The sequence below is a fragment of the Pseudarthrobacter sp. CCNWLW217 genome, from assembly GCF_037203985.1.
Lineage (GTDB): Bacteria > Actinomycetota > Actinomycetes > Actinomycetales > Micrococcaceae > Arthrobacter.
In genome coordinates this window covers 150,844-167,558 of sequence record NZ_JBBCBT010000011.1, presented here as the reverse complement: position 1 = coordinate 167,558, position 16,715 = coordinate 150,844, and the positions used below count along the sequence as shown (strand labels likewise).

The window sequence follows — 16,715 nt, the reverse complement described above, 5'->3', positions numbered from 1 at the left end:
ACGTCTCGATGAGGAGTTATACGTGAGCCACCACGGAAGCAGCGGAAATCCGCGCACTGTCCGCGACGTCGTCTTTGTTGACGGCGTCCGCACACCCTTCGGCCGGGCCGGCGACAAAGGAATCTACGCCGGAACCCGCGCCGATGACCTGATGGTCAAATGCATCCGCGAACTCCTCCGCCGCAATCCGTCCCTGCCATCGGAGCGGGTAGATGAAGTGGCCGTGGCCGCCACCACGCAGACCGGTGACCAGGGCCTTACCTTGGGACGCACCGCGGCGCTCCTGGCCGGCCTCCCCCGCACGGTCCCCGGGTTCGCCATCGACCGCATGTGCGCTGGCGCCATGACTGCCGTGACCACCACCGCCAGCGGCATCGGCTTCGGTGCCTACGACGTCGTGATCGCCGGCGGCGTGGAGCATATGGGCAACCACCCGATGGGCTCAGGTGCCGATCCCAACCCCCGCTTTATGTCCGAGCGGCTCGTTGATCCCGCCGCCCTGAACATGGGAAACACCGCAGAGAACCTGCACGACCGCTTTCCCGCCATCACCAAAGGCCGCACTGACGCTTACGCCGTCGCCTCGCAGGACAAACTCGCCGCCGCATACAACAAGGGCCAGATCCAGCCCGACCTGGTGCCGGTGGCAACACTCAAGCCGGGCGAAGGCTGGAACCTGAACAGTGTTGATGAGCCACCCAGGCCAGGCACCACGCTCGAGGACCTGGCCGCCCTGCGCACGCCTTTCCGGGCCCACGGCCGGGTCACGGCAGGCAACGCAGCGGGCTTGAATGATGGCGCCACGGCTGCGCTCTTGGCTTCTTCCGAAGCTGCCGCAGAGCTTGGGCTGCCCGTGAAGATGCGCCTGGTCAGCTACGCGTATGCAGGCGTCGAACCCGAAGTCATGGGCATCGGACCCGTCCCCGCCACCGAGAAGGCCCTGAAGAACGCCGGGCTCACCATCGATGACATCGGACTCTTCGAAATCAACGAGGCTTTCGCAGTGCAGGTCCTGAGCTTCCTTGACCATTTCGGGATTTCCGACGACGACCCCCGCGTCAACCGGTACGGCGGCGCCATTGCGGTGGGTCACCCGCTGGCCTCCTCCGGCGTGCGGCTGATGAACCAGCTCGCACGGCAGTTCCAGGAGGACCCCTCCGTGCGCTACGGCATCACCACGATGTGCATCGGCCTGGGCATGGGCGCCACGGTCATCTGGGAAAACCCGCACCACGCCCAGTACAGCGGAACCGCAGCCCCGCAGCAGACCGACGCCACTACCGAAGGAGCCGCAGCATGAGCGCCGCCGATTTCACCACGCTTGCCGAACTCTTCCCCGACGAAACCGTGACGCACTCCTACGTCCGGGACATCGAACTGCCTGCTGCCCCCGGTACGTCCAGCCCCGGGACGTTTGCCCTGATCACGTTGGACAACGGCCTGGACCACTCCAAACCCACCACCCTTGGGCCCAACACACTGGTGGAACTCGGGATAGTCCTGGAGGGATTAAAGGAGCGGGCCGCCCGGGGCGAAATTGTGGGCGTGGGCGTGACCGGCAAGCCGTACTTCCTTGTTGCCGGGGCGGACCTTTCCGCCGTGAAGTCTTTGGAGAACAGGGAGCATGGCCTGTGGATGGCCCAGCTTGGACACGACGTCTACGCCACCCTCGCCAACCTCGGCGTCCCCAGCTTCGCGTTCATCAATGGTGTGGCCCTCGGCGGCGGCCTGGAGATCGCCCTGCAGTCCACCTACCGCACCGTGTCCACCGGCGCGGGGGCGCTGGCGCTTCCTGAAGCTGTGCTCGGCCTGGTCCCCGGCTGGGGCGGCGTCTACATCCTGCCGCGGCTCACCGGGCCCGAAAACGCCGTCAAGGTGATGATCGAGAACCCGCTCAGCAACAACCGGACCCTCACCGGGCCGGAGGCTTTCCGGCTCGGCATCGCCGACGCACTCTTCGAACCGGCGGACTTCCTGGAGCAGTCCCTCGCATGGGCAGCCAAGGTCATCACAGGTGAGGTGGTCCCGGAGCGGCCGAACGCCGTCGACCCCTCCGATCCCGAAGTTGCCGCACGCTGGGCCGCAGCCGTTAGGGCCGGCAAGGCGTTCGTGGAGGCCAAGACGTCCAACGCGTCCCCGGCACCGGCCAAGGTCCTGGACATCCTGGAAGCCAACCGCACTATGACGCAGGCAGAGTCCGCGGAGCTGGAATGCCAAACCCTTGCCGTGCTGATGCAGACCGACGAATTCCGCGCCACCGTGTACGCCTTCCTGGACCTGGTCCAGAAGCGTTCCAAGCGCCCGGCAGGTGCCCCGGACCGGAAGCTGGCACGCCCGGTCACGAAGATCGGCGTGGTGGGCGCAGGCCTCATGGCAAGCCAACTGGCGCTCCTGTTCGCGCGCCAACTCAAGGTTCCGGTAGTGATGACCGACATCGACCAGGCCCGCGTGGACAAGGGTGTTGGCTATGTCCATGCCGAGGTGGATAAACTCCTCGGCAAAAAGCGGATCAGCCCGGACGCCGCGAACCGCACTAAGGCGCTGGTGTCGGGCTCCGTTTCCAAGGACACCTTTGCTGACGCCGACTTTGTGATCGAGGCCGTCTTCGAAGAGCTGAACGTCAAGAAGCAGGTGTTCGCCGAGGTGGAGGCGATCGTCTCGCCTGACTGCATCCTGGCCACCAATACGTCGTCTTTGTCCGTGACTGACATGGCTGCTGATCTTGAACACCCGGAGCGGCTCGTAGGATTCCATTTCTTCAACCCGGTGGCTGTTATGCCGCTGCTGGAGATCGTGCGGGCTCCCAGGACAGACGACGCCGTGCTGGCCACCGCCTTCGAGCTCGCCAAGGGCTTGAAGAAGACGGCTGTGCTGGTCAAGGACGCCCCCGCCTTTGTGGTCAACCGGATCCTGCTGCGGCTGATGGGCGAAGTGACGGCCGCCTTTGACGAGGGCACCCCGGCAGAGGTTGCCGACAACGCCCTGCGGCCCATGGGCCTGCCGATGACGCCGTTCACCTTGGGCGCCATGGTGGGCCTGCCGGTGGCGCAGCACGTTCAGGAGTCCCTGCACGCCGCTTTCGGCGACCGCTTTCCGGTGTCCGCAAACCTGAAGAAGCTGATCGACAACGGCGTGAAGTCGCTGTGGGCCCCCGCGGCCGACGGAACGCAGGAAATCCCGGACTCCACCCTGTCGCTGATGTCGTTCGGTACCTCGCCGTCCACCGGAGACGAGGTGCTGCGCCGGGTCCAGGATGCCCTGGCCGAGGAAATCGGCCTGATGCTGGAAGAAGGCGTAGTGGCAGGTCCGGAGGACATCGACCTCTGCATGATCCTCGGCGCGGGCTGGCCCATGTTCCTGGGCGGCATCACCCCGTACCTGGACCGGGTTGGCGCCTCCGAGCGGGTGAACGGCAAGCGGTTCCTCGCACCGGGCACCGCATCCCGTTCCGCGGCGCCAGCAAGCGCGTAGCCTGCCCGTCCGGAACCGGCCAAGGCGTCAGGGAACCGGGATCTGGCCCGGGGTCACTGGGAGGTCAGCGCGCGGCCGACTGCAGGTGCACCAGCCGATGCGCAAGGGACCGCGCGTACTCGAGGTCGTGTGTGACCAGCACGACGGCGGCGCCCTCCGCGGCGGCACACCGGACCACGCGGTCCAGGACCGCCAGTCCATGGCCGTCCAGGGCTACGGTCGGTTCGTCCAGGGCAAGGACAGACGGGCGCCTGGCCAGCACGGTGGCCAGGGCCAGCAGGCGCTGGTGGGACGTGGGAAGTTCTGCCGGATGCCGGCCGGCGAGGTGATCCAGGCCGACGGCGGCGAGGGCTTCAGAGACGGCCCGCGCGGTTGCTGAGTCATGGCGGTGCCTCCCGGCAGCTCCCTGCGCGGCCGTCCATGTAAAGACTGGCCGGCGGCCTGGTTTCCGGCGGACCGGCCACCGTTCCACGCCGAAGCGGACTTCCCGTTCCACGGTGCGCTCGAACAACTGGTCCCGGGGCTGCTGGAGTAGGAGCCCGACGTCGCCGGACACCCTTCCCGTTGGGTGCCCGGCGATGTCCTGCCCCTTGACCAGGACCGTCCCGGCCGTGGGCTGGAGCAGGCCGTTGAGGTGCCGCAGCAGTGTGGACTTTCCGGCGCCGTTCGCTCCGGTGACAGCAACGATCTCGCCGGCGCGTACTTCCATGTTGAGGTTCTGAAGGACCACTGCCGCGGCGGGGTCCGGCTCTGTTTTGAGCCAGCGCCGGCGTTGTTGGCGGTAGCTGAACGAGACGCCACGCAGTCCGACCGCGGGCGGGCAGGGCACCATTGCTCCAAGGACAGAGGCACTGAGAACGGTGGCACCAGCGATAAGTGCATCAAGGCCAGGAGCACCGTTTCCCAGTTCTTCCCGGACCGGCAGGACACTGGCCCCCGTGCCCGGCCGCGGGCTCACTACGCCGGCCGTTGCGAACTCTCCGGAGCCGGCGACTTGGGCGGGCATGCCCGTTATCGCCACCGTACCTCCGCTGAGCAGCACCCAGGTGTCGGCGTCGAGCAGCAAATCGTCCACCCTCTGGCTCAGGACCACGACGGCGGTGCCGTCCTTCACAAGGTTCCGCACCAGGAGCGCCAAGCTTTCGGCTCCTTCCCGGTCAAGGGAAGCGAACGGCTCGTCCATCACCAGCACGGCAGGCCCGGAAATGACGGCGCATCCGATGGCCAGGCGGCGCAGTTCGCCGCCGGAAAGCCTTGCGGGGTCCTTGTCCAGCAGGTGGTCCAGGCCGACCCTTGACGCCGTGCGCCCAACGGCGGCGGCCATTCCGGCGCGATCCATTCCCACGTTTTCCAACCCGAAGGCCAACTCTTCGGCAACCGTTGCGCGGACGCTGGAGAGGGCCGCCACGGCGTCCTGCGGCACGAAGCCCACCACGCGGCCCCACGTCCCGGGGTTGATTCGTGGATCAGCTTCTCCAGTGAACTGCAGCCTCGTACCGCCAAGGTCGAGGAATCCCGTCAGGCTCCCACCATTGCCGGGAAGCAGCCACCCGGCAATCAGGCGTCCCAGTGTTGATTTGCCGCTGCCGGAGCCGCCCAGCACTGCCGTCAGTGTGCCTGCACCGAGGGAAAGGTCCACACCGGCGAGGACGGGTTCCGTATCGCCGGGATAAATGAATGTTTCTATCCCCGCAGCCAGTACGGGGGTGGAGCTTTCCGCCATCCTCAAGAACCCACCCATGACTGCCCGAGGCGGACCACTGTTGCCGCAGCGGCCGCGAGCAGGAGGACCAGGCGCAGCCGGCGCTGGAACGGCGGATCGGGCACCTCACGGTAACTGGTGCGCGGCCCGGGTCCGCCGAAGCCACGGGCTTCCAGGGCAGCCGCCCGGGTGCCGGCCTCGTCTACCAATGACAGGACCAGCGGCACTGCCTGCCACCGGAAAGCTGTCATTCGCCGGAAAACGCCCCCTGTGATCACCAGGCCGCGGGCCTCCTGGGCATGCCTGATCCTGCCCAGCCGCGTGGTGATGGCCGGCAGCAGGGTCAGGGTGGAGGCCAGCACAAACGCGAAACGGGCATGAACGCCCCGGGCGGACAATGCGGCGACCAAGTCCGGAACGCTGATGGTAAAGGAGCACAACAGCAGCACGAGCACTGACGCGGAGAGCTGGGTGGCCCGGTCGAGGGCAAACTGCAGCCCTTCCACGGTGACCCGCGCCGGTCCCCATTGCGCCAGGACGGCAGCGCCTTCGGGAAAGAACAGTCCATGCAGGATGAAGAGCGACAACACGAGGGGAACCAGAATTCCCGCAGCAGCCGCCGCCATCCGGCGTTCCACTCCCCCGGCAACCGACAAGCACACTGCTGCGGCAATCACGGCGAGGGACAGCGGCAGGCTCGCTGCCGCCGTCGTCATCACTGCCGTGCTGCCGGCGGCGGCCAGCGATGTAAACGGGTGGAGTCGCATCAGGGCAGGGTCAGGAGGCCTGGTCCGCAGGTGCGCCGGCGGTCTCTCTGGCCGGCCGGCCGGTTCCGTGGCCCGCCAACACGCGGTGGCGCGTCACAAAGGGGAACTGCAGGCGTGTACGGCGAGGCAGGGCATACACCAGGATGGCCACCAGGGTGAAGACGATGGCCTTGTCCATGGGATCCGAGATCAGGGCCTGCTTGGTAATGGCGGCCAGGAGCGTGTCCCCCATAGAGCGGAAGGCGCTCACGCTGGCGCCGGTCGCCAGCCCCGACGTGCCGCCGAAGACAAAGGCGGCAATGGGCGCGGAGACAACACCCCCGATGATCCCGGTCAGGAAACCGGCCACCGGTGCCAGGTAAAAGCGGCGGAACAGTCCATACCGGGCGGCAAGGCCTGCCAGGCAGCCGATCAGGGCGGCGCCGGCAGCAAACGGGAGGACAGTCGGATTGAAGAAAGACCAGACGATACTGCTCAGCGCGCCTGTGGCGGCTCCGGCTGCCGGTCCAGCCAGGACCGCGATGAGGACCGTGCCGATGGCGTCAAGATAGAACGGCACCAGTGTGCTGCCTACAAACTGGCCCAGCACAATGTTCAGCACCAGCGCAACGGGAATCAGTACCAGCGTGGAGACGGGCAGCGTGGGCAGGACGGCAACAATCAGCAGGATGGCCCCGGCAAGGAACCCGGTGAGCGCGATCAGAGCCGAAGCGCTTCCCGGTCCGCCAGTGATGTCCGCGGGCTGGTTGAGCACAAGGTAGATGTAGGTGCCTGCGATGGCCAGTGCACCGAGGATTTCCAGCAACCGGCGTTTCCGGGCGGCGGCCGGGGTTGGGGATTCCAGCGTAAGGGAGGGCGATGACATGGCGTTCCTTCGAAGGTTCAGGCTGGGAAGCCCGGAAAGCCCGGGCAATGCGGAACGCCGCCTATGTCACCTCGGCGGCAACCGGCGCGTTTGGGTGCCGGCCGGTCCGCCATCCAGTCTACCGGCTGGTACCCCGCAGCTATCCGGCCGTTTTCGGCCGATTTCCGGCAGGCCGGCGTTCCGACGTCGGCCCAGCTCTGCCATAGACTCACGGAAAGGCCCACTCCACCACCCCACCCCCGCCGTCCTGCGGAGGACCTCACGAAAGGCGGATGCATGCCCCACTACGACCTGGCCATCATCGGTTCGGGATCCGGAAATTCGCTGATTACTCCGTTCTGGGACGGCAGGAAGGTAGCGATGATCGACGGCGGCGTGTTCGGCGGTACGTGCCTGAATGTCGGCTGCATCCCCACCAAGATGTTTGTCTACCCGGCCGGGCTTGCCGCCACGCCCTCGGAAGCGGGCCGCCTCGGTGTGGACCTGAGCCTGGATAAGGTTCACTGGAATGACGTGCGGGACAGGATTTTTGGCCGGATCGATTCGATTTCCGAGTCCGGCCGGCGGTACCGGGCGGATGAACTCGACAATGTGGACCTGTACCAGGACCACGCTCGGTTCACGGGTCCCAGGACGCTCGTCACGGATTCAGGCGTGGAACTCACCGCGGACCGGGTAGTAGTGGCCGCCGGTTCCCGGGCCGTCCTGCCCGAAGTTCCGGGGATCGGCCTGCCGCAGGTACATACCTCCGATACCGTCATGCGCATTGACGGCCTGCCGGGGAGAGTGGTGGTTGTGGGCGGCGGCTACATCGCGGCGGAGTTTGCCGCGGTGTTCCATGGCTTCGGCGCCGACGTCACCCAGGTAAACCGTTCCGGCAGACTGCTTCGCGGCAACGACCGGGAGATCGCCGGGCGTTTCGCAGCCGCAGCCGCCAGCCGCTGGCGGCTGGAGCTTGGATACGCGCTCCAGGCTGTGGAGGACAACGGCGACGGCTCGGTCACGGTCGTTTTCTCCGATGATGATGGCACGCCGCTTCGCATCCCGGCGGATATCGTCCTGATGGCCACGGGGCGGGTGCCTAACACGGACCGGCTGGGCGTGGAGGCTGCCGGCTTTGACCTGGACGGGGACAGCACCCTGTCCGTGGACCGCCACCTCAGGGTCCTCTCCAACGGGCAGCCTGTGAACGGCGTGTACGCCCTGGGCGACATCGCGAACAGCTACCAGCTCAAGCACGTCGCCAACCGGGAAGCCCGGGTGGTGGCGAACAACCTCGAACACCCGGACCGGCTCCGGCCCATCGACTACACGGCAGTGCCGTTTGCCGTGTTCTCCAACCCACAGGTGGCTTCCGTCGGCCTGACCGAAGATGACGCCCGCTCGCAGGCATCGCCAGGCACGGAAATCGTTACGGCGGTCCAGGACTACGGCTCCACCGCCTACGGCTGGGCCATGGAGGACGAGGAAGGGGTGGTCAAGCTCGTCGCTGAGAAGTCCACCGGACGCCTGCTCGGAGCCCACATCATGGGCCGCGAAGCCTCCATCCTCATCCAGCCACTGGTCCAGGCGATGGCCACGGACGTGCCGGTCCATACGCTGGCGCGCGGCCCCTACTGGATCCACCCGGCTTTGACCGAGGTGGTGGAGAACGCCTTGCTGGCCCTGGACGTGGATCTGCCTGACGACGCTCCGCTGTAGGACTGACAGGTCACTGCCGGACTTACCGTTCGTACAGCCGGGCTGCGAGGGCGCCGACGGACCGGATGAGTTCCTGGAAGGCCTGTTCAGGGTTGTTCCCGGACACCACCCGGGCGTTGGGCGGATGTCCCCACAGCTTGCGGTAGTCCGCCACGGTGGTCCCCATCAACAAGGTGGACTCGACCTCGACGTCGACGGTTGCCGTCCGGGTGCTGTACTCCAGCGTGCCGGCTGCCACGCCCGCGGCGAAGAAGTCGTGGACATGCGCCAGGTACCCCTGGTCGTAGTGCCGGTGGAACTCAAAGTAGAACCGCAACGCATCGGAAAGGTGCCGCACCAGCGGGTTCTCGGACGTGCTCCGGAGCCCCTCGGGCTGCTCGGGAAGCACAAGTTCCTCCACGGCGCAGCCCGCCGCCGCGGAAAGCCGCCTTATGTGCTCGGGCCGCATCTCGATCCGCTCCGTGGTGTCCAGCGAGCAGACAATGGGGAGCCGGTCCTCCGGCAGCCCGCGGAACGCCGCATAGACTTCCTTGGCCGCATGCGGGTCCACATGGGTGTTCCACTCTGCCGTGGGCGTGGTGTTTCCCTGGTGGTAGAAACTTCCGCCCATGATCACCACCCGTTTCAGCAATTCCGGCAACCGCGGTTCACGTCGGATGGCAAGGGCGAAATTCGTCAGCGGCGCCGTAATCAGCGCCGTCAGCTCCCCCGGGTGGGCGCGTGCTGCTTCCACCCAGACATCGGCGGCGTGCCGAGCGGACACTGACCCGGACGGCGGTGGCAACACGGCGTGTCCAAGACCTTGGGGTCCGTGGGTCTCCGGGGTGGTCACGAGGGGGACGGAAAGGGGAACTTCGGCGCCAACGGCGACCTCAACCCCAGGACGCCCGCACAACTCCAGCATGGCCAGCGTGTTCAAGGCCACTTGGCGCAGGCCCGCGTTTCCGGGGGTCGCAGTCACAGCCACGAACTCCACTTCCGGCAGCGAGGCCAGGTACGCCAGTGCCAAGGCGTCGTCTATCCCGGTATCCACATCCAGCAGCAGCCTGGTCATCGGCGTCGTTCCCTCAGGCCGTTTCCTAGAAGAGTGCCACTTTGGGGACTTTGGGGAAGATGTCATCCAGTTCCGCAAGCTCCGCCGGGGTTGGCACCCAGGCCACGGCCTCCGCGTTCTGGCGGACCTGTTCGGGCCTGGTGGCCCCCGCGATCACGCTGCTGACCGACGGCTGGGCCGCGAGCCAGGAGAAGGCCACCTGAACCTCCGACAGGCCACGCTGTTCGGCGAAGGCGCTGAACCGTGTGAGCTGGCCCCAGTCGGCATCGTGCACCAGATGGGTCCGGGTATGGCTGAGCCGGGTGCCTTCCGGCGCCGTGTCCGGCGAGTATTTTCCGGTAAGGAGCCCGTTGGCCAACGGGAAGTAAGGCAGGACGCCAAGGCCATACGCCTCGGCTGCGGGGGTGACTTCCAGCTCCGCCCGCCGGTCCAGGAGGTTGTAGTGGTTCTGGGTGGAGATGAACCGGGCACCCCCGGCGGTTCGTGCCACGAACTCAGCTTCGGCGATCTGCCAGCCGGCGCGGTTGGAGTGCCCGATGTACCGCACTTTCCCACTCGTCACCAGGTCATCGAGCGCTGAGAGGGTTTCTTCGATCGGCGTCAGCGGGTCCGGAGTGTGGAACTGGTACAGGTCGATCCAGTCGGTGCCCAGCCGCCGCAGCGATGCCTCCGCCGCGCGGATGATGTAGCTGCGGGAGCCGCGGGCGCCGAAATCGCGGCCATTGGCCCCGTGCATGTCCATTCCAAACTTAGTGGCCACCACGGCTTCGTCCCGCCGCCCGGCCAGAGCCTTGCCCAGCATGCTCTCGCTAAGGCCGGGCTCGCGCCCGTAGGTGTCCGCCACGTCGAAGAGAGTCACACCGGCGTCGAGGGCGGCGTGGACGACGGCGTCAGTGGCCTCCTGGGACTCGGTGGCCGTATGGGCCCGGCCCAGGTTATTGCAGCCCAGGCCCACAACAGAAACGGTGAGGCCGGAGTTTCCGAGGCGTCGGTATTCAGTCATCGACTTCCGTCCTAGAGGCTGAAACTGTTGGCTGGCTTCGCCGAGTGCTTGAGCTTGAAGCTGTCCGGATCAGTGAAGGGTGCGGCGCCAATGCTGAGCTTGGTGAAGTCCAAATCCTCGCCGCGGCTGCAGACCTTGATCGCGTTGACGGCTTTGTTTACGTCGGGGCAAAGGCAGAAGATGTTCAGCTTGTAGTCGCTGAATTCCGAGCGTTCCACCGTGCCCAGCCCGCGCCACGCCAGGTGGCTGATGAGGGCATCCTTCGCCTTCTCCTCAAGGTAGCGGTCGCGGTCGGTGCCCTCCTTCGTCTTCAGGGCGAACTGGGCTACCACCCAAAACTGCTCCTCGTCGGGGATTTCGGCGTAGCCGTCCTCCGCGCACTGCACGGCAAACGCATCCATCAGGCCCTCCGCCGCGGCGGCGTCGGCGACGTCGGTTTCTTCGGTCTTGCTCTGGTGGCCCACAACGCCATAGTTCATCACGAACTGGCTGTAGTCCTCGTCGAACCAGCCTTCGCGGAAGTGCAGCACTCCCTCATCGTCCCGTTTGTAGACCCTGATGATTCCGCTCATGACCGTCCCTTCGTGAACCATTCGACGTCTGTTCCGTCGAACGGTGCGTGCTGTGCCTTGACGGCCTGGTAAAGCTCATCCGCGGCGGCCTGGATGTCATCCACCAGCCGGTCCGGGTAATTCATGGCGATGCGGTGCTCGGCGAACTCGTCCTGGTCATCGATAAAGACGCCGCGGCCCGCCATGCGGATGACATCCAAATCCATGTCGATCACATGGAACTCGGTGACGGCGGGCCGGATGTCCGTCCACTCGTGCGCAACGGCGAGGTCAACGTAGACACGGACCCCGTTGGGGTGGGCGTCGTCATAGAACGTGGCCACCCAGTCGCCCGAGCGCGGCACCAGCAGCACTGCATCGGACCGGGTGTAGAACGCGGCGCCGGGCCGGGAGCAGAATTCGTTGGTTCCCTGGAAAATCCACCAGCCGTGCCGGTCCTCACCCAGATAGCGGCCTGGGACCACCCAGTGGGCCTTGCCGTTCCATTTGCGGTTCCGGGCCACCACCAATTGGCCCGGCTGCAGCGGGCCCGGTACGCGTGTGGTGCTGGTATGTATCGCCGGGCCGCTTTCACCGGTTGCCCCCGGGTACTTCAGTGCGTCTTCTTCCCTCACAGAATCGGAAGGCTGCCGGTGGTGGGGTGTTGCTGGCCCGGGAGGGGACGCGCAAACGGAACCTTGGTGCCCAAAACCTGCGCGACGACGTCGTGCGTTATTTGCTGGGCGGTCAGCCCGACGCGCTCCAGGATCTGGCTCCTGGTGCCGTGGTCAAGGAACTCCACGGGCAGGCCAACCTCGTTCAGGGCAGTGTCCACCCCGGCGGCGCGCATTTCCTGCCTGATCCGCGACCCCACTCCGCCTGCGCGGACGCCGTCCTCAATGCAGATGACCAGACGGTGATGGGAGGCCAGCGCGATGATGGAACGGCGGACCGGCAACACCCAGCGCGGGTCCACCACGGTGGTGCTGATTCCCTGCGCGCCGAGGCGGTTGGAAACGTCCAGGGCAAGTTCGGACATGGCCCCGACGCTGACGATCAGGACGTCGTTCTCAGTGGAACCGGACGGACGTCGGGCCAGGACATCCACGCCGTCGCTTAGCCTTTCGATGGCTTCGACTTCGGCGCCCACGGTGCCCTTGGAGAAGCGCACCACGGTGGGGGCGTCACTGATGGCTACAGCCTCGCGGAGTTCCTCCCGCAGACGGGAGGCGTCGCGCGGGGCCGCGAGGTGCAGTCCCGGCACAATCTGGACCATGGCCATGTCCCACATGCCGTGGTGGCTTGCGCCGTCGGGCCCGGTGACGCCAGCCCGGTCCAACACGATGGTGACGCCGGCCTTATGCAGGGCGACGTCCATCAGGAGTTGGTCGAACGCGCGGTTCAGGAACGTGGCGTAGACGGCCACTACCGGGTGGAGCCCGCCGAAGGCCATGCCTGCGGCGGAGGTCAAGGCGTGCTGTTCGGCAATTCCGACGTCGATCACGCGGTCGGGATGCCTGGCGGCAAATTTGTGCAGGCCAACGGGGATCAGCATGGCGCCGGTGAGGCCCACGATGTCAGGCCGCTCATCGGAAATTTCGGCGATCTCGTCAGCGAAAACGGAGGTCCAGGACTGGGCGCCGGCACTGCCCGTGGGCTCGCCCGTCTCGGGGTCGATGATGCCGACGGCGTGGAACTGGTCCGCCTCATGGGCGCGGGCGGGAGCGTAGCCGTGGCCCTTTTCGGTCATGGCGTGGACAATGACCGGGCCCGCGTAGTTCCTGGCGGTGGACAGGGCGTGCTCCATGGCCTGGAGGTTGTGCCCGTCCACGGGGCCAATGTATTTCATGCCGAGGTCCTCGAACATGCCCTGGGGCGCCCACCAGTCCTTGATGCCCTTTTTCATGGCATGCAGGCTCTTGTAGGTGAACTGCCCCACGGGGCCGCTGTTCTGGAGCTTCTTTTTCCACCAGTCGAGGGTCCCCTCATAGGCGGGGGCAGCGCGGAAGGAGTCGATGGTGGGACGCAGCGATGCCAGGTAGTCGGCGAAGCCGCCGACGGTGGGCGCATAGGAGCGGCCGTTGTCGTTGACCACGATCACCACGCGGCGGCGTTTATCGGCCGCGATGTTGTTGATGGCTTCCCAAGCCATGCCGCCGGTCAGGGCACCGTCGCCTACCACCGCGACGGTGTACCGGTCGCCTTCCCCGGTGAGCTGCCGGGCCCGGGAGATACCGTCCGCCCAGGACAGGGACGAGGAAGCGTGTGAGCTTTCGACGATGTCGTGCTCGGATTCGGCCCGGGACGGGTAGCCTGACAGGCCGCCTTCCTGACGGAGTGTGCTGAAGTCCTGGCGTCCGGTGAGGAGCTTGTGGACGTACGACTGGTGGCCGGTATCGAAAACGATACTGTCCCGCGGCGAGTCAAAGATGCGGTGCACGGCCAGCGTCAGCTCAACCACCCCAAGGTTGGGTCCAAGGTGTCCACCGGTCTGGGAGACGTTCGTGATCAGGAAACTCCTGATCTCACCGGCGAGTTCCGCCAGCTGCTTTTCGGACAACTCGTTCAGGTCCTGCGGATTCCGGATGGCGTCCAAGAGTCCCAATGACCCCTCCTTCAGGTGGTAGACGTGCCTGTTAACTCTAACGCCTCGGCTCAAATCCAAAGCCGAAGCCCCGGCTGGTCGGTGACCGGCCGGGGCTTCGTCAGGGTGTTTGCCTGAGTACAGAAAGCCGCTAGTTGGCGGAAATCTGACGCAGGACGTACTGCAGGATGCCGCCGTTGCGGTAGTAGTCGGCTTCGCCCGGGGTATCAATGCGCAGGACGGCATCGAAGGACTTGGCGGTGCCGTCCTCAGCGGTGGCGGTCACCTTAAGGGTCTTGGGCGTGAAGCCCTCGTTTAGCCCGGTGACGCCTTCCACCGCAAAAACCTCAGTGCCGGTCAGGCCCAGGGTTGCTGCGCTTTCTCCGGCCGGGTACTGCAGAGGCAGGACGCCCATGCCGATCAGGTTGGAGCGGTGGATGCGCTCGTAGCTTTCGGCGATGACTGCCTTGACGCCCAGGAGCGCGGTGCCCTTGGCTGCCCAGTCACGGGAGGAACCGGAGCCGTACTCCTTGCCTGCCAGGACCACCAGCGGGATGCCGGCTGCCTGGTAGTTCTGGGCGGCGTCGTAAACGTAGGCCTGCGGGCCGTCAGCCTGGGTGAAGTCGCGGGTGAATCCACCCTCCACGCCGTCCAGGATCTGGTTCTTGATGCGGATGTTCGCGAACGTGCCGCGAATCATGACTTCGTGGTTTCCACGGCGCGAACCGTAGGAGTTGAAGTCCTTGCGCTCCACACCGTTGGCCAGGAGGTACTGGCCGGCCGGGGTGTCCGACTTGAAGGAGCCGGCCGGGGAGATGTGGTCAGTAGTAACCGAATCGCCCAGCTTCAGCAGCACGCGTGCACCGGAGATGTCCTGGACGGGCTCCGGCTGGGCCTTCATGCCCTCGAAGTACGGGGGCTTCCGGACGTAGGTGGACTTCGGGTCCCAGGCGAACGTGTCGCCGGCGGGGGTGTCGAGAGCCTTCCAGCGGTCGTCGCCGTCGAAGACGCCCTCGTAGCCGCGGGCGAACATGTCCTTGTCGATCGAGGAATCGATGACCTGCTGGACCTCGACCGGGTTGGGCCAGATGTCCTTCAGGAAGACGTCGTTGCCGGCCTCGTCCTTGCCCAGGGAATCGGTGTCGAAATCGAAGTCCATGGAACCGGCCAGGGCGTAGGCGATGACCAGCGGCGGGGAGGCCAGGTAGTTCATCTTCACGTCCGGGTTGATCCGGCCTTCGAAGTTGCGGTTGCCGGAGAGCACCGCAGTCACCGAGAGGTCGTTGGCCTGGATGGCCTCGGAAATTTCGGCGTCCAGCGGGCCGGAGTTGCCGATGCAGGTGGCGCAGCCATAGCCCACGATGTAGAAGCCGAGCTTCTCCAGGTACGGGGTGAGGCCGGACTTCTCGTAGTAGTCGGTGACGACCTTGGAGCCGGGAGCAACAGAGGTCTTGACCCACGGCTTGGACGTCAGGCCCTTGTCAACGGCGTTGCGTGCCAACAGTGCGGCGGCAAGCATGACGGAGGGGTTGGACGTGTTGGTGCAGGACGTGATGGAGGCGATGGAAACTGCTCCGTGGTCCAGCTCGAACTCGCGGCCGTCTTCGGTCTTGATGTGGACCGGGTTGGACGGGCGTCCGTTGGCGCCGTTCGCGGCGGAGACCACGCGTGCGGTTTCCGTGGTGTGGGAATCAGCGTGCGTGAACGACGGTGCATCCGAGGCCGGGAAGGACTCTTCCAGGGACTCGTCCACGCTGCCGTCTTCGATGGCCACGTAGTTGTGGATGTCCTTGCGGAACTGCTCCTTGGCATCGGTCAGTTCAATGCGGTCCTGGGGACGCTTGGGGCCGGAGATGGAGGGAACAACCGTGGACAGGTCCAGCTCGAGGTACTCGGAGAACTTGATCTCACGCGACGGATCGTGCCACAGGCCCTGTTCCTTGGCGTAGGATTCCACGAGCGCCACGTTTTCGTCCGAGCGGCCGGTGAGGCGCAGGTAGTCCAATGTGACGTCGTCGATCGGGAACATTGCGGCGGTGGAACCGAATTCCGGGCTCATGTTGCCGATGGTGGCGCGGTTGGCCAGCGGCACCGCGGCGACACCCTCGCCGTAGAATTCCACGAACTTGCCCACAACACCGTGCTTGCGCAGCTGCTCGGTGATGGTCAGCACGACGTCGGTGGCGGTGGCTCCGGCCGGGATGGACCCGGTCAGCTTGAAGCCGACGACGCGCGGGATGAGCATCGAGACGGGCTGGCCCAGCATTGCGGCTTCGGCTTCAATGCCGCCAACGCCCCAGCCGAGGACACCCAGGCCGTTGACCATGGTGGTGTGCGAGTCAGTGCCCACGCAGGTGTCGGGGTAGGCGCGCAGGGCACCGTCCACCTCGCGGGTCATGACCGTGCGGGCCAGGTATTCGATGTTGACCTGGTGCACAATGCCGGTTCCCGGGGGAACAACCTTGAAGTCATCGAAGGCGGTCTGGCCCCAGCGGAGGAACTGGTAACGCTCGCCGTTCCGCTGGTATTCGATCTCCATGTTGCGCTCCAGTGCGCCGGAGTTACCGAAAGCATCGATCTGCACGGAGTGGTCGATGACCATCTCTGCAGGAGCGAGGGGGTTGACCCGCTTGGGGTCGCCACCGAGCTCCTTGACCGCTTCACGCATCGTCGCCAGGTCAACCACGCAGGGAACACCGGTGAAGTCCTGCATGATCACCCGTGCAGGCGTGAACTGGATTTCTGTATCTGGCTGGGCATCAGGATCCCAGCCTGCCAAGGCACGAACGTGATCGGCAGTGATGTTCGCGCCGTCCTCGGTCCTCAACAGGTTTTCAAGCAATACCTTGAGGCTGAACGGAAGGTTTTCTGCACCTTCAACGGAGTTCAACCGGAAAATTTCGTATTCGGTTCCGGCTACATTAAGTTTGCCTTTTGAACCGAAGCTGTCCACAGTGCTCATCGCAGGACTCCTCTCGCAACAGTTTCATCTTTGTCGCGCGGTTGACCGCTTGCTA

General features: G+C 65.7%; 12 protein-coding genes. 3 read left to right on the top strand and 9 right to left on the bottom strand.

Going from position 1 to position 16,715, the window contains the following annotated elements; translation table 11 throughout:
* Positions 1 to 22 precede the first annotated feature (22 nt).
* Positions 23 to 1,300 (top strand): thiolase family protein, encoded by a 1,278-nt coding sequence (locus tag V9L18_RS14265; RefSeq protein WP_337347822.1) that lies wholly within the window; start codon positions 23 to 25, stop codon positions 1,298 to 1,300.
* Positions 1,297 to 3,471, top strand: a complete 2,175-nt coding sequence (locus tag V9L18_RS14260; protein WP_337347821.1) for a 3-hydroxyacyl-CoA dehydrogenase NAD-binding domain-containing protein — start codon at positions 1,297 to 1,299, stop codon at positions 3,469 to 3,471. Before V9L18_RS14265 ends, V9L18_RS14260 begins: the two co-directional genes overlap by 4 nt.
* Positions 3,472 to 3,535: 64 nt before the next feature.
* Here the strand turns inward: V9L18_RS14260 and V9L18_RS14255 are convergent, their stop codons facing one another.
* From V9L18_RS14255 to V9L18_RS14245, 3 genes are read right to left on the bottom strand one after another with little or no spacing between them, the layout of a single operon-like run.
* Positions 3,536 to 5,194 (bottom strand): ABC transporter ATP-binding protein, encoded by a 1,659-nt coding sequence (locus V9L18_RS14255; protein WP_337347820.1) that lies wholly within the window; start codon positions 5,192 to 5,194, stop codon positions 3,536 to 3,538.
* 2 nt (positions 5,195 to 5,196) lie between these two features.
* Positions 5,197 to 5,940 (bottom strand): energy-coupling factor transporter transmembrane component T, encoded by a 744-nt coding sequence (locus V9L18_RS14250; RefSeq protein ID WP_337347819.1) that lies wholly within the window; start codon positions 5,938 to 5,940, stop codon positions 5,197 to 5,199.
* Between the two features lie 10 nt (positions 5,941 to 5,950).
* Positions 5,951 to 6,805, bottom strand: coding sequence for an ECF transporter S component (locus tag V9L18_RS14245; protein WP_337347818.1), 855 nt, complete (start codon positions 6,803 to 6,805; stop codon positions 5,951 to 5,953).
* 276 nt (positions 6,806 to 7,081) lie between these two features.
* Between V9L18_RS14245 and V9L18_RS14240 the strand changes: the two genes are divergently transcribed.
* The gene (locus V9L18_RS14240) at positions 7,082 to 8,506 is read left to right on the top strand and encodes a mycothione reductase (protein ID WP_337347817.1); all 1,425 of its coding nucleotides are present in this window, start codon (positions 7,082 to 7,084) and stop codon (positions 8,504 to 8,506) included.
* A gap of 22 nt (positions 8,507 to 8,528) precedes the next feature.
* Here the strand turns inward: V9L18_RS14240 and V9L18_RS14235 are convergent, their stop codons facing one another.
* The 6 genes from V9L18_RS14235 to acnA all read right to left on the bottom strand — a co-directional run bounded on the left by V9L18_RS14235 (position 8,529) and on the right by acnA (position 16,660).
* Positions 8,529 to 9,560, bottom strand: a complete 1,032-nt coding sequence (locus tag V9L18_RS14235) for a nucleoside hydrolase (protein ID WP_337347816.1) — start codon at positions 9,558 to 9,560, stop codon at positions 8,529 to 8,531.
* A gap of 25 nt (positions 9,561 to 9,585) precedes the next feature.
* Positions 9,586 to 10,563, bottom strand: coding sequence for an aldo/keto reductase (locus V9L18_RS14230; RefSeq protein ID WP_337347815.1), 978 nt, complete (start codon positions 10,561 to 10,563; stop codon positions 9,586 to 9,588).
* Between the two features lie 11 nt (positions 10,564 to 10,574).
* Positions 10,575 to 11,135: a hypothetical protein gene (locus tag V9L18_RS14225; protein WP_337347814.1), complete on the bottom strand. Its 561-nt coding sequence runs from the start codon at positions 11,133 to 11,135 to the stop codon at positions 10,575 to 10,577.
* Positions 11,132 to 11,749 carry a DUF402 domain-containing protein gene (locus V9L18_RS14220; RefSeq protein ID WP_337347813.1) on the bottom strand — a complete coding sequence of 206 codons (618 nt, stop codon included), beginning with the start codon at positions 11,747 to 11,749 and terminating at the stop codon, positions 11,132 to 11,134. The genes V9L18_RS14225 and V9L18_RS14220 overlap by 4 nt, the downstream gene beginning before the upstream one ends.
* Entirely contained in the window at positions 11,746 to 13,719 is a 1,974-nt protein-coding gene (gene dxs, locus V9L18_RS14215; RefSeq protein WP_337347812.1) for a 1-deoxy-D-xylulose-5-phosphate synthase, read from the bottom strand. Before dxs ends, V9L18_RS14220 begins: the two co-directional genes overlap by 4 nt.
* A 130-nt stretch (positions 13,720 to 13,849) precedes the next feature.
* Positions 13,850 to 16,660: an aconitate hydratase AcnA gene (gene acnA / locus V9L18_RS14210; protein ID WP_337347811.1), complete on the bottom strand. Its 2,811-nt coding sequence runs from the start codon at positions 16,658 to 16,660 to the stop codon at positions 13,850 to 13,852.
* Between the last annotated feature and the right edge of the window lie 55 nt (positions 16,661 to 16,715).